Here is a 12,487-nt window from a genome sequence, read left to right as displayed (position 1 = left end):
ACGCCGAAAATTTCTGGAGATTTCATGTACGACTTTCGCAAGAAATGTATCTCTCTCGATCGCCTCATCGGCACCTTCTGCGCCATCCCGCACCCTGTGGCGGTCGAAGTGGCGGCCGCGAGCGGGGTCGATTTCCTGTGCATCGACTGGGAGCATTCGCAGATCGGCCGCGAACGGCTCGAGGATCTGATCCGCGCCGCCGATGTCCACAAGGTTCCCGCGATGGTGCGCGTTCCCGGCCACGCGCCGGAGTGGATCGCGGCCGCGCTCGACGCCGGCGCGTCGGGCGTCCTGGTGCCGCGTGTCTCCACGGCCGAGCAAGCCCGCATGGCGGTCATGGCCTGCCGTTACCCGCCGGTCGGCGCACGCGGTGTCGGCCCAGGCCGCGCCGCCGGTTATGGCTACAGCATTCCGGACTACCTCAAATCGGCCAACGAGGTCCTGGCGGTCGCCATCCAGGTCGAGACGGCGGAAGGCCTCGCCAACATCGACGACATCGTCCAGGTCGACGGCGTCGACGTGGTCTTCATTGGCCCCGGCGACCTGTCGGTCTCGATCGACGCCATGGGGCCGTCCGGCCAGGACAAGCTCAATGCCGCGATTATGAGGATCGCGGCCGCGGCGCGCACGGCCCGCAAGGCCGTCGGCATCTTTCGCCCTTCGGCGGATGATGTCGGCAAATGGTCGCGGCACGGCATCAGCTTCCACGTGCTGGCCAGCGACACGATGTTTCTCGGCGCCGGCCTTGCCGCCGGTGTCGCGTCGGCGCGCAGTGCCTCATAGCAAGAGTTTGGCATGAAGATCATCAAGACCGACGGCGTGTTGTCAGTCGAGGAAGAGCAGTTGCGCTACCTCGACGGCTTGGGCGCCGAGTTTGTCGAAAAGACGCTGCTCACGGAAGACGCCCTGATCGAACACTGCCGCGACGCCGACGCATTGATGGTATTGCGCGAGCCGATCACGGCTCGCGTTTTGGCGGAACTGAAGAGGCTCAAGGTCATCGGACGGTTCGGCGTAGGGCTCGACTCGATCGACGTAGAGGCCGCCAGCCGTGCCGGTGTTCAGGTAACCTACGTGCCGGACGCCAATCTGGTGGAAGTCAGCACCCACGCCATGGCCCTGATCCTGGCCTTGACGCGCAGGCTGAAGCAGTTCGACAGCGCGGTGCGCGCCGGCCGCTGGGCTGCAATGACCGATGGCGCCGGCATCACACGGCCCGACAGGCAGATCATCGGCCTGATCGGCTTCGGCCAGATCGGGCGCCTGACTGCCGAACGGGCGCGGGTCTTCGGCTACCACATCATCGCCTACGACCCGTACATGCCGGCCGAGCGCATCACGGCCGGTGGTGCTGAACCGGTCGGCTTCGACGAGTTGCTTGCCAGCGCCGACGTCGTCTCGCTGCACGTTCCCGCGACACCGGAGACCAGAAACATCATGTCGGCGCAAGCCCTGTCGCGGATGAAGGAAGGGGCGATACTCATCAACGTGTCCCGCGGCGGCCTCGTCGACGAGGTCGCCTTGGCGGATCTGATCCGGCGTCGCCATCTGGCTGGCGCCGGCATCGACACTTTCGAGCGGGAGCCGCCTTCGCCCGACAATCCGCTGCTGGCGCTGGACACCGTCCTGGTCAGTCCACACGCGGCGCACTACTCGACCCAGTCCTACGCAGAGGTTCGCAACAAGGTGTTTGCCGATGTCGCGTCGGTCCTGCGCGGCGGCAAGCCGGTATATCCGGTCAACCGGATATGACCATTCCCGATGTGGACACCATCCGCTGCCTGTCGATTCCACCTTAACGGTCCGGGGCAGGCGCCCCTTGAGCGCGACCTCGGCAAGCGGATAAAGACGGGAACGGGTGAAGAGTGAATTCGCATTTTTTGCCGACAGCGCCACATTTTGTTCTTGCTTTGTGCCGGCAGCTATGCTATTAATTTGTGCATGGTGCTGATTCGCACCGAGGACCCGCCGCAAGGCGGGTTTTTTGCCTTTAGGTTTCAGCGCCATCCGTCGAGGCTCTGCTCGGCTTGTCGCGACGCTCGACGATGTAGATGTGGTCGGCGACCAACACCACGTCGCCATGCTGGTTGATCACCTCGCAGCGCTCGACGACCCGGCCTGAATCGGGTCGCTTCGGGTCGTCTTCCCTGGCCGAGATGGTGGTGCGGGTCCGGATCGTATCGCCGATGAACACCGGCTTGATGAAGCGCAGCCTGTCGTAGCCATAGGAGAAGGCAACCGGATTGACGACGCTTGCCGTCAGCCCGACGCCGACCGAAAAGACCAGCGTGCCGTGGGCGATGCGCTGGCCAAACGGCGTCGTCTTCATGAACTCGGCGTCCATGTGGTGGGGAAAGAAATCGCCGGTATGGCCGGCATGGACGACGAAATCGGTCTCGGTGATGGTGCGCCCGCTGGTCATGCGCGACGACCCGATCTGGTAGTCCTCGAAGTAGATCGTCTGCTCCATGTCAGGGCCTCGCCGCTATCGGTGTTGCCGGCGCCGCGCTCGATTGATAGGCGGCTTCGACCAGCGCCATGGTGCTCCAGCCGTCCTCGACGGAACTGACAAGCTCGGCGTCCTCGCCCGACGCGTAGCGCTGGACATTGGCCATGCGGCCGGCAAAGGCGTCCGGAAACCATGAGCCGACGAGTGGAACCGCAATCCAGTCCCTGCCGCCTTTGGGGTAGATTTCGAGAATGTCCGGCTCGCCGCGCGGATAGTCGAGGTTGACGCCTAATTTGAGGTAAGCGGCGCCCTCGGTGCCGCAGATGCGGAATTCGCAGGCCTGGTGTTTTCGGCCGAATTTGTGATCGTGGTTGATCGACAGTGCACAGCGCACGGTGTCGCCATAGTCGAGGATCGCGCTGGTGCGCGTTTGCGCAACCTTATGGCCGGGGTGGCCGAGTGTCTTGGCGTGAACCCCCTTGGGATCGCCGAGCAATTGCCGGATCAGGTCGAGATAATGGATCGAATGCATGGCGATCTCGACGCGCGGCGCCTGCAACAGGAATTCCCAGAGCTGCCAGGGTGTCGCCAGCGCCAGCCATGCGTCGAAATCGACCACTTCGCCCAGCCAGCCCTTGGCGATCGCATCCTTCAGCGCCAGCATCATCGGCGCAAAACGGAGTTGGAAATTCACAGCGGCCCTGAGGTTTTTGGAGCGGCAGATTTCGAGGATCTCGGTCGCCTCGGTGAGGTCGCTGCCCATCGGCTTCTGGATCAGCGCCACCGCACCATCGGGCAGCGCCCTGAGCACGCCGGCGTGATTAGCCGGCGGTGTCGCCAGGTCGAAGACGGCGTCCTTGATTGACGCAGCTTCCTCGAGCGACCGGTAAGCGGTGACGCCCCATTTCTGCGCCAGTTTTTCCGCCTTGGCCAGGTCGGGGTCGAAAAGCCCGACAACCGGGAAACCGGCTTTCCCATAGGCCGGGAAATGCGCATCGCCGACGATCGAGCCGGCGCCGAAAATCACGATCGGCCTGGGCTTTGACGGTTGTGCCCAGGCCTGGGAAAGCGAGGCAGGATCGAAAATGTCATCAGTCATAATGGAAGACTTCGTCCATCGACGCCCACCACTCGCCCTCCTTGCGGGTCGGCAGTGGCTCCTGGCATGGCATGCACAGCGCCCACCATTCCTGCGTCGTGGGATCAGCAGCCATCTTCGCCATGTCGGAGGCATAGTCGGTGCCGTGGTACTCGAAGGTGCTGAACAAAAGGTGCTCCGGCTCCCTCAGATAGATCGAATAATTCTTGATGTTGCAGGCGGAAATCATCTTGAGGACGTCCGGCCAGACGGCAGCGTGAAGCCGCACATACTCGGCGACTTTCTCCGGCTTGAGACCGAGCACCATTCCCATTCGCTGCATGTCCGCCTCCTATTTCACTATCGCCATGGTGAATTCCGCGATGCTCTTCGACTTGATCGCATCCCAATCCCAGTCGATGCCGATGCCGGGCTCGTCCGGCGCCAGCGCGTGCCCGTCCTCGATACGCATTTTCTTGCCGGTCAGCTCGTCGAGCTGGGGAATATACTCGACATATCTGCCGTTCTGAACGGCGCATGTCAGGCTGACATGCAGTTCCATCAGGAAATGCGGGCAGACCGGTATGTCGAACGCCTCGGCTGCATGCGCCACCTTCAGCCACGGCGTGATGCCGCCGATGCGACCGACATCGACCTGCACGATCGAACACGCGCCCTTTTGCATATATTCGCGGAAATGCCGGATCGAATAGAGCGACTCGCCGATGGCGATCGGCGTCGATGTGGCACTCGACAGCCGCACATGGCCGTCAATGTCGTCGGCCGGCAGCGGTTCCTCGATCCAGGCGAGGTCGAGTTCACGCAAGCGCTCGGCCCGGCGGATCGCCTCGTCGACAGAAAAGCCCTGGTTGCAGTCGGTCATGATCTCGTAGGAGTCTCCAACCGCCCGGCGCACCGCCGTCAGCCGGGCAAGATCCTCGGAACCGTGCGGCTTGCCGATCTTGACCTTCGAGCCGCGAAACCCCTTGGCCTTGGCGGCCAGCGCATCCTCGACCAGTGCCTCGGTTTCGATATGCAGCCAGCCGCCTTCGGTGGTGTAGAGCGGGCAGCGGTCCTTGGCGCCGCCAGCAAGCTTCCACAGCGGCAGGTTTTGCTTCCTCGCCCACAGATCCCAAAGGGCAGTGTCGATGGCCGCCAGCGCGATTGCCGTGATCGCGCCGATCGTCGTGGCGTGGGTGGCGAACTCCAGCTCGTGCCAGACCGCCTCGATCATGTCGGCGTCGCGGCCGATCAGCCGCGGTGCAAGGTGGTCGGCCAGGAGCCGCATCACCGACGAGCCGCCGGTGCCGATCGTGTAGCTGTAGCCGGTGCCGACCGCGCCGTCGGCGTCGGTGATGGTGACGATCGGTGTTTCCTGGCTGACAAAACTCTGGATGGCATCGGTGCGCTTGACCTTCGGCACCAAGTCGACCATGCGCAGTTCGACTTTCTCGATCTTTGCCATGATTTTAACCTCGCAATGTCTTGCCCGTTTCGGCAGAAAACAGATGGGCCTGCGACAGGTCCAGGCTCATCTTGACCCTGTCGCCGGCCCTGAGCGGCTTTGGATTGAGCATGCGGGATACCCAGTCGCTGCCGTTGAATTCGGCAAACACCAGCGTCTCGTTGCCAAGCGGTTCGGTGACGGTCACCGGCAGTTCCACCTGGTGGACGTCGACCTCTTCGCCGGAGCTGATGCCGTGTCCCGTCGGATAAATGTCGTCGGGCCTGAGGCCGAATACGACCTTGTCGCCGGTTCCGACATTTGCCTTGAACTGGCTGGGCAGAGGCAGTCTCTCGCCGCTGGCGAACAGCAGCTGTCCGTCGTCGACAACCGCCTCGTGCAAATTCATCGGCGGCGAGCCGATGAAGCCGGCCACGAAGCGCGTCTGCGGCCGGCGGAAGACCTCGTCGGGTGTGCCGACCTGCTCGATGAACCCGTCACGCATGATGACGATGCGGTCGGCCAATGTCATCGCTTCGACCTGGTCATGGGTGACGTAGATCACCGTCGACCGGACCTTGGCATGCAGTTTCTTGATCTCGGTGCGCATCTGCGTCCGAAGCTTGGCGTCGAGATTGGAAAGCGGCTCGTCGAACAGGAAGACGTCGGGATCGCGCACGATGGCGCGACCCATGGCGACGCGCTGGCGCTGTCCGCCCGACAACTGCGACGGCCGGCGGTCGAGCAACTGGTCGAGGCCGAGAATGCCGGACGCTTCGGCTACGCGACGGTCCATTTCTTCTTTCGCGGCGCCGGCTATCTTCAGCGAGAAGCCGAGGTTTTCGCGCACCGTCATATGCGGATAGAGCGCGTAGGACTGGAACACCATCGAGATGTTGCGCGAGCGCGGCGGCAGGTCGTTGACCATGCGGCCGCCGATCTCGATGATCCCGTCGCTGATCGCCTCGAGGCCGGCGATCATGCGCAGGGTTGTCGACTTGCCGCAGCCGGACGGCCCGACCAGCGCGATGAACTCGCGGTCGGCGACCTCGAGGTCGATGCCGTGCACGACCGCCACCGGACCATAGCTCTTGGTGAGTTTCTTGAGCGATACAGTTGCCATGTCAGCCTTTCACCGCGCCGGAAGTGAGGCCGCCGACGAGATGTTTCTGGACGATGAAGGTAAGCGTGAGCGCCGGTATGATCATAACCACGGCCAGCGCGCACATGCCGCGCCAGTCGATGGTGAATTCGGCCGTATAGTCGAGCAGGCCGACCGGCAGGGTCTTGGAGTTGATCGAGCGTGTCAGCTGCGAGGCGAGCGCGAACTCGTTCCAGGAGGTGAGGAAGGCAAAGATGCCGGCCGAGGCGATGCCAGGCCCGGCCAACGGAAACTCGACCTGCCAGAAGGCCTGCCAGCGCGTGCAGCCGTCGATCTGCGCCGCCTCGGCAAGGTCTTTCGGCACCTGGCGGAAAAAGCCGTCGATCAGCCAGACGGTGAAGGGCACGTTGAGCGCGACATAGACCAGGATCAGCCCGAAATGCGTATCGATGATGCCGAGCCGCGCAAAGACGAAGAACAGCGGCAGCGACAGCGCAATGCCAGGCACCGTGCGCGTCAGCATCAGGCCAAGGAACATCGCCGATTTGGCGCGAAAGCGGTAGCGCGCAAAGGCATAGCCGCCGGCCATGCCGATAACGATGGCGATCACCGTCGAGGTCACCGAGATGATCAGCGAATTGCGGAAGTAGTCGAGCACCGGAATGCCGCCCTGGCCGACGCCGCTGAACATGGCTATGTAGGCATCGAGCGAGAGTTGCTGCGGGATCCACACCGGCGGCTTGGCCATGATCTCGACGGTCGGCCGCAGCGACGACAGCACGATCCAGATGCCGGGCAGGCAGATGACCAGCATGGCCAGGAACAGTCCGATGCCGTGAACGATGCCGAGCGCTTTGTTGCCGACGCGATGCAGGCTGTCCTGGTCCATCCTCACCACTCCGCCGCGATCTGTGTGCGCGCCGCGGCGAGCTTGCGGTAGAAATAGACGGTGAACAGGATGGACAGCAGGATGGAGAAATAGGCCATGGCATTGGCCATTCCCATCCGGGCATCGCCATAGGCAGTGCGGGCGACGAGCGTCCAGACCAGTTCGGTGCGGCCGGCAGGACCGCCGTCGGTCATGATCTTGACGATGTCATAGGCGCGCGCGACGTCGAGCGAGCGGATGGTCATGGCGATGAAGGCAAACGGCATGATGAACGGCCAGGTGACATAGCGGAATGTCTGCCACGGCGTGCAGCCGTCGACGCGCGCCGCCTCGACCGGTTCGCGCGGCATCGCCAGCAGCCCGGCAAGGATCAGGATCGCGAACACCGAGGTCGACGACCAGATCTCGGCGGTCAGGATGGCGATGAAGGCGAGATTGCCGTCGATCAGCCACGGGATGGCGCGGTCGGTCAGGCCGAGCCCCTGCAGGGCGTTGTTCACCAGGCCGATATTGTCGTTGAACATGAATTTGAACTGGAATCCGACCAGGATCGGCGAAAACATCATCGGAAACATCATGATGGTGCGCAGAACCCGCTGGCCGCGCGATGCCTTTTCCACCAGCAGCGCCAGCCCGAGCCCGATCACCATTTCCAGGTTGAGCGCCACCGTCAGCAGGACCACGGTGCGGGCAAAGGCAACCCAGAAAGCGCGGCTGGTCAGGATGGCGACGTAGTTGCGCGCGCCGATGAAGACCCAGAACGTCTCCGGCCTGGTCAGCCGGAACGGCGTGAAGCTGGAATAGAGCGACAGCAGCAGCGGCACCACCACCACCGCCGCAAGCACGATCACCGCCGGCAGCAGGAGCAACAATGGCGGCGAAGGTCTCCAGCCTTTCATGGCGATCCGGTTCTGGTTGGTGCCCGGACACCGAAGGCCGCCATTGGCGAGCTGGGATCAAGACACAGCGTGTTGCGCATGGTTCGAAAAAAGTTCGGGGCGCCGCCCTTCAATGAGCGCGGCGCCCCCCTTGGTTGAATGATCAAAGCTTGCCTGCGTCCTCGAGGATCTGGGTGGCCTTGGCGGCAGCGTCGTCCAGCGCCTGCTTGGAGGTCTTGTCGCCAAGGATGGCGGCCTGCAATTCGGGATAGACGGCGTTGGAGATTTCGATCCATTCAGCTGTCTGCGGCACGGCAAAAGCGTGCTTTGCCTCTTCCTGGAAAGCCGCCAGCACTTCCTTCTTGTAGGGATCGCTTGCCGCCTGCTGGATGTCCCAGTCCCACACCGCCGTGCGGGTCGGCAGTGGGCCGCTTGCCGCCTCGAGCTTCTGGCTGTCCTCATTGGTCAGGAACCAGACCAGCGACGCCGCAGCCTCCTTGCTGGCGCAGTTTTCGGTGACCGAAAATCCGTGGTGCCCCGACCAGCCGGTGCGAATGCCGGCCGATCCCTTCGGCGCCACCTTCACCCCGACATTGCCGGCGACCTTCGACGACTTCGGATCGTTGAAGAAGCCTGCCCAGCCTGGCCAGTCGAGGTTGATGGCGACGGTGCCTGAGGCAAAGCCCTGGCCGAGATCGTCCCACAGATAGTTGGTGGTGCCGGCCGGCACCGCCTTGGCCTTGTAGAGATTGACGAACCAGTCGAGTGCGTGCACGCCGGCTTCCGAGTTGAAGGCCGGCTTGCCATCCTTGTCGAGGTATTCGCCGCCGTCGGCGATGAGCATCTCGTAAAACCGGCCGTTGATCGCCTCTTCCTTGCCGGCGAACTGGGTGCCGTAGAAATCGGGCGGGCTGGCGAAGAATTCCGCCTGCTGGGCGACCTCGTCCCAGGTGTCGGGCGGTGTCAGCTCCTTGCCGTACTTGGCCTTGTAGGCGGCCTTCTTGGCTTCGTCCTGGTAGAGGCTCTTCTGGTAATAGAGCGCCGACACGTCGAACTGCGCGCGCGGCAGCATCACCAGCTTGCCGTCGAGCGTCGAGGCCTTGATCGTCGACGGCACGAAGGCGTCGATCTCCTCCTTCGGCAGCAGCTTGTTGAGGTCGGTGTAGATATCAGGATACTGCGGCGCGAAGGACGAGTGGTTCGACCCAACGCACCAGTTGATGCTGCCGGAGGCGATGTCCGACTTGATTTCCTTGTCGAGCTCGAAGTGGTTTTTCTTCGAGATCACGTTGACCTTGGCGCCGGTCAGTTTTTCCCATTCGCCGATGCGCGCGTAGAGCCCTTCATATTGCTGGCCGCCGATCAGCTTGGCGTCGATAGTGACGCCGTCGAATTTGCCGGGCAGGTCGGCAGCAAGGGCAGCACTCGCACCAAGTGCGAGCAGCGTTACGCCGGCTGACAGGCCGCAGAACAGTTTCGTCATTGGTATCCTCCCAAGAGCCTGCATCGATCGCGTAGTGAGGTCGATCGGCAGCTTCATTCATATACAAACAAAACATTCATAGGATCGTCAAGCCGAAAGTTCTTTCGGAAGCAATACCGTTATGCGTATATGAAAAATGCAATTCACTGGAGAGGCGGAATGGCAGAGGACGAGGAAGACGACCGCTATCGAGCCCCGGCGCTGGACAAGGGGCTCGACATCCTCGAGCTGCTGGCCGGGGTCGATGGCGGCCTGACGCAGGCGGAAATCGCCAAGAAGCTCGACCGCAGCCCGAACGAATTCTATCGCATGCTGGACCGGCTGGTGCGGCGCGGCTATGTCACGCGGCCGGATGGTGACCGTTACTCGCTGACGCTCAAGCTGTTTGGTCTGGCGCAGCTGCACGCGCCGGTGCGCCGGCTGGTTTCCTATGCGACGCCGCTGATGCGCGAGCTGGCCGAGACCACACAGCAGGCAAATCAGCTGGTCGTCTTCGATCGCGGTTCTGCGGTGGTGATCGCACAGCAGGAGGCGCCGGATTACTGGGGCATCTCGATCCGCGTCGGCTCGCATATCAGCCTGTTCGACACCGGCTCCGGCCATGTGCTGCTGGCGTTCCGCCCGCCGGAAGAGCGGCAGATGATGATCTCAGAACATCTGCGCAGCACCGACAAGCCGCCGCAATCGCCGGAGTTCTTTGCCCGCCTCGACCAGATCCGGGAACGCGGCTACGAGATGATGGCATCGATGCAGACCGCCGGTGTCTTCAACCTGTCGACACCGGTTCTTGGCTCGGACGGCAGGGCGATCGCCGCGCTGTCGATCCCCTACATAACCCTGGTCAACGCACCCAAGGCGCCCGACATTACGAGGACGATTGAGCTGCTGCTGGCAGCGACCGAAAAGCTGTCGCAGCTGGCGGGATCGACCGTCAAGCAATCGCGATGAATTCTTATTTGAATGAAGAATTTCTCCGTGAGATGATCGCGAAGTCGCCAAGGAGGAGCGCGCCACCATGATCTTCGACACTCATCTGCACCTGATCGACCAGTCCGCGCTGCGCTATCCCTGGCTGGCCGGTGTGCCGGCGCTCAACCGCGATTTCTCCTACGACGAATATGCAGTCCAGGCCCGCCGCGCCGGCATCGAGGGCGCATTGCACATGGAGGTCGATGTCGATCCTGCCGACATCGAGGCCGAGACCAGCCATGTGAAAACGCTGTCGCAGCAGAAGGGCAGCCTGCTACGCGGTGCAATCGCCTCCTGCCGTCCGGAAGAGCCGGGCTTTGCCGGCTATCTCGAGCGCCAGCGTGAAGATTCTTTCGTCAAGGGCTTTCGGCGTGTGCTGCACGTCATGCCGGATGAACTGTCGGAAGGCGCGCTGTTTCGTGAAAACATCAAGCGGCTTGCCGGCAGCGGCCTGACCTTCGACCTCGTCGTCCTGCCGCACCAGATCCCCAAGGCGATCGTACTCGCCGACCTCGCGCCGGATGTGCAGTTCGTGCTCGACCATTGCGGCGTGCCCGACATCAAGGGCGGTGCCGAGCACCCCTGGCGCGAGCACATGGCGGAGATCGCGCGGCGCCCGAACGTCGCCGGCAAAATTTCCGGTGTGGTCGCCTATGCGGATGCTGGATCCTGGACTGTCGAAACGCTGCGTTCCTATGTCGAGCACACCATCCAATGCTTCGGCTGGGATCGCGTCGTCTGGGGAAGCGACTGGCCGGTCTGCACGCTCGGCGGCGGGCTTGCGACCTGGATTGCGGCGACGCACGCGCTGCTTGCCGGCACCAGCGACGATGAACGGCAAAAGCTGCTGTCCGGCAACGCCAAGCGGCTGTGGAGTTTGTAGAGCATTTTGCAGCCAAGTGGAATCACTTGGCGTCGCACAAATGCGGCTAAAACGAATAGACGGCCTCAGATGGTCGCCGACATGTGCCGCTCGCGACCGTAGAGCGAAACCAGGAGCACGACGACCAGGCCAAGTGCCGCCCAGGCCGACGGCAGCACCTTCTGCGGCGCGCCGTCATATTGCGCCTTCAGTTCGGTCGGCAATCCAGCGATCACGCCCGAAACAGGCGATTGAGATCGGCAACGACGCGAGCCGCATTGTGCCTTTCGCTCAGGCCAAGATTGATGCGATCTGACGCCGCCTGCTGGAAGGCCATGTAGCCGTCGTGCCGCGGCCTGACCCAGGCACCTTCGAGCGTGGCTCGGGTGTCCTTGTAGAAATTGCCGCTGGCGGCATTGACGGCGGCGTCCGCCCAGGCTGCCGCATGGCCGGGCTGGCCGCCGGCCGAGGCGTAAGGGCCGCGCTGCACGTCACCGCTGGCGATCCAGTAAGCGAAGTCGATGGCCGCCCGCCTGGCCTTCGAAAAGGCCGACACGGCGATGCCGGTCCCGCCAAGCGCCGAGCCTTTGGGACCGACATTGCCCGCAGCAGGGATATCGGCGAAAACAACGCGGCTGGGCCGGAATCCGGCGATGGCGTAGGAGACATAGCCATAGATCAGCGGCGCACAGGCGATCCGCGATCCCGATCCGGCCATTTGCTCAAGAACCGCGATCGGGTCCATGCCAAGACAGGCCGGGTCGACGAGCGCCGCGATCTCGCGCATCATCTCGAAAACCTGCTTGCCGATTGCAGGATCCACATGGTCGCCCGGGCCTTCACCGGCGGGCCGGCCGAGATTGCCGGCGAGCGTGTAGAACACCATCAGCGAATGCGGCGGCCTGAGCGGCAACAACACGCGGCCCTGCCGCGCCAGATCGAGCGCATCGGCCCAGCTCGCCGGCGCAGCCGAGAGCATGTCGGGGCGCCATGCCTGCACCTGGCTGGCCGCGTCGATCGGAAACGCCCACTGCCGGCCCTGCCAGTTGTAGCTGGCATAGGACCGGCCGACGCTGCCCGCCGCAAGTGCTGCACGTTCGGCTTCCCGGCCGGCAACATCGAGCGGCGTCAGGCAGTTCTCGGCGGTGATCCGGCCGACATGCGGATGGTCGATGACGATCAGATCATAGGCGTGGGCCAGTTCCTCGACCGGAAAGGTCTCGAAATCCTGCAGCGAGCGCTTGTCCCATTCGATAGCGACGCCGGTCCGTTCCTTCCACAGCGCCGAACAGGCGACCATCGGGTCATAGCCGCGCGGATGGCTCCAGGTCAT

Annotated in this window: 14 protein-coding genes; 4 read left to right on the top strand and 10 right to left on the bottom strand. The window is 63.3% G+C overall.

The genetic code is table 11. The annotated features are described in order from the left end of the window. Positions 1-24: 24 nt before the first annotated feature. On the top strand, positions 25-783 hold the full coding sequence (locus NKJ84_RS03835) for an HpcH/HpaI aldolase family protein (protein ID WP_352505399.1): 759 nt from the start codon (positions 25-27) through the stop codon (positions 781-783). A 12-nt stretch (positions 784-795) separates the two neighbouring features. Next, positions 796-1,752, top strand: a complete 957-nt coding sequence (locus tag NKJ84_RS03830) for a C-terminal binding protein (RefSeq protein WP_352505398.1) — start codon at positions 796-798, stop codon at positions 1,750-1,752. 238 nt (positions 1,753-1,990) lie between these two features. Here NKJ84_RS03830 and NKJ84_RS03825 read toward each other — a convergent pair whose 3' ends face one another. The 8 genes from NKJ84_RS03825 to NKJ84_RS03790 form a co-directional block, all read right to left on the bottom strand. Continuing rightward, positions 1,991-2,470 (bottom strand): MaoC/PaaZ C-terminal domain-containing protein, encoded by a 480-nt coding sequence (locus NKJ84_RS03825; protein ID WP_352505397.1) that lies wholly within the window; start codon positions 2,468-2,470, stop codon positions 1,991-1,993. Between the two features lies 1 nt (position 2,471). Next, a complete protein-coding gene (locus NKJ84_RS03820) occupies positions 2,472-3,548 on the bottom strand; it encodes a Gfo/Idh/MocA family protein (protein WP_352505396.1) in 1,077 nt (358 codons plus the stop codon). Further along, positions 3,541-3,870 (bottom strand): L-rhamnose mutarotase, encoded by a 330-nt coding sequence (locus tag NKJ84_RS03815; protein WP_352505395.1) that lies wholly within the window; start codon positions 3,868-3,870, stop codon positions 3,541-3,543. Before NKJ84_RS03815 ends, NKJ84_RS03820 begins: the two co-directional genes overlap by 8 nt. A gap of 9 nt (positions 3,871-3,879) precedes the next feature. Continuing rightward, positions 3,880-4,992 carry a mandelate racemase/muconate lactonizing enzyme family protein gene (locus tag NKJ84_RS03810; RefSeq protein ID WP_352505394.1) on the bottom strand — a complete coding sequence of 371 codons (1,113 nt, stop codon included), beginning with the start codon at positions 4,990-4,992 and terminating at the stop codon, positions 3,880-3,882. A 4-nt stretch (positions 4,993-4,996) separates the two neighbouring features. Beyond that, positions 4,997-6,094 carry an ABC transporter ATP-binding protein gene (locus NKJ84_RS03805; RefSeq protein WP_352505393.1) on the bottom strand — a complete coding sequence of 366 codons (1,098 nt, stop codon included), beginning with the start codon at positions 6,092-6,094 and terminating at the stop codon, positions 4,997-4,999. A 1-nt stretch (position 6,095) separates the two neighbouring features. Beyond that, entirely contained in the window at positions 6,096-6,962 is an 867-nt protein-coding gene (locus NKJ84_RS03800) for a carbohydrate ABC transporter permease (protein ID WP_352505392.1), read from the bottom strand. 2 nt (positions 6,963-6,964) lie between these two features. After that, complete coding sequence (locus NKJ84_RS03795) at positions 6,965-7,861, bottom strand: carbohydrate ABC transporter permease (RefSeq protein WP_254818773.1); 897 nt, start codon at positions 7,859-7,861, stop codon at positions 6,965-6,967. A gap of 142 nt (positions 7,862-8,003) precedes the next feature. Then, positions 8,004-9,323, bottom strand: coding sequence for an ABC transporter substrate-binding protein (locus tag NKJ84_RS03790; RefSeq protein ID WP_352505391.1), 1,320 nt, complete (start codon positions 9,321-9,323; stop codon positions 8,004-8,006). Positions 9,324-9,482: 159 nt separating this feature from the next. Between NKJ84_RS03790 and NKJ84_RS03785 the strand changes: the two genes are divergently transcribed. Further along, a complete protein-coding gene (locus tag NKJ84_RS03785) occupies positions 9,483-10,271 on the top strand; it encodes an IclR family transcriptional regulator (protein WP_352451570.1) in 789 nt (262 codons plus the stop codon). 67 nt (positions 10,272-10,338) lie between these two features. After that, entirely contained in the window at positions 10,339-11,175 is an 837-nt protein-coding gene (locus tag NKJ84_RS03780) for an amidohydrolase family protein (RefSeq protein ID WP_352505390.1), read from the top strand. Positions 11,176-11,240: 65 nt separating this feature from the next. On the opposite strand, the gene NKJ84_RS03775 is transcribed toward NKJ84_RS03780, so the two are convergent. Then, positions 11,241-11,378, bottom strand: coding sequence for a hypothetical protein (locus tag NKJ84_RS03775; protein WP_352505389.1), 138 nt, complete (start codon positions 11,376-11,378; stop codon positions 11,241-11,243). A gap of 8 nt (positions 11,379-11,386) precedes the next feature. Further along, entirely contained in the window at positions 11,387-12,487 is a 1,101-nt protein-coding gene (locus NKJ84_RS03770) for an extracellular solute-binding protein (protein ID WP_352505461.1), read from the bottom strand.

It is taken from the genome of Mesorhizobium sp. M0048, assembly GCF_040323405.1.
In the GTDB taxonomy this organism is placed as follows: domain Bacteria; phylum Pseudomonadota; class Alphaproteobacteria; order Rhizobiales; family Rhizobiaceae; genus Mesorhizobium.
The sequence above is the reverse complement of the archived record's forward strand: the minus strand, read 5'-3'. Positions and strand labels throughout refer to the sequence as shown.

Excerpts from the sequence above, each read along its gene's own strand:
- NKJ84_RS03800 (WP_352505392.1), bottom strand. The coding sequence starts at position 6,962 with ATGGACCAGGACAGCCTGCATCGCGTCGGCAACAAAGCGCTCGGCATC.
- NKJ84_RS03785 (WP_352451570.1), top strand. The coding sequence starts at position 9,483 with ATGGCAGAGGACGAGGAAGACGACCGCTATCGAGCCCCGGCGCTGGAC.
- NKJ84_RS03770 (WP_352505461.1), bottom strand. The coding sequence starts at position 12,487 with ATGACCTGGAGCCATCCGCGCGGCTATGACCCGATGGTCGCCTGTTCG.
- NKJ84_RS03810 (WP_352505394.1), bottom strand. The coding sequence starts at position 4,992 with ATGGCAAAGATCGAGAAAGTCGAACTGCGCATGGTCGACTTGGTGCCG.
- NKJ84_RS03805 (WP_352505393.1), bottom strand. The coding sequence starts at position 6,094 with ATGGCAACTGTATCGCTCAAGAAACTCACCAAGAGCTATGGTCCGGTG.
- NKJ84_RS03815 (WP_352505395.1), bottom strand. The coding sequence starts at position 3,870 with ATGCAGCGAATGGGAATGGTGCTCGGTCTCAAGCCGGAGAAAGTCGCC.
- NKJ84_RS03820 (WP_352505396.1), bottom strand. The coding sequence starts at position 3,548 with ATGACTGATGACATTTTCGATCCTGCCTCGCTTTCCCAGGCCTGGGCA.
- NKJ84_RS03825 (WP_352505397.1), bottom strand. The coding sequence starts at position 2,470 with ATGGAGCAGACGATCTACTTCGAGGACTACCAGATCGGGTCGTCGCGC.
- NKJ84_RS03795 (WP_254818773.1), bottom strand. The coding sequence starts at position 7,861 with ATGAAAGGCTGGAGACCTTCGCCGCCATTGTTGCTCCTGCTGCCGGCG.
- NKJ84_RS03790 (WP_352505391.1), bottom strand. The coding sequence starts at position 9,323 with ATGACGAAACTGTTCTGCGGCCTGTCAGCCGGCGTAACGCTGCTCGCA.
- NKJ84_RS03780 (WP_352505390.1), top strand. The coding sequence starts at position 10,339 with ATGATCTTCGACACTCATCTGCACCTGATCGACCAGTCCGCGCTGCGC.
- NKJ84_RS03835 (WP_352505399.1), top strand. The coding sequence starts at position 25 with ATGTACGACTTTCGCAAGAAATGTATCTCTCTCGATCGCCTCATCGGC.
- NKJ84_RS03830 (WP_352505398.1), top strand. The coding sequence starts at position 796 with ATGAAGATCATCAAGACCGACGGCGTGTTGTCAGTCGAGGAAGAGCAG.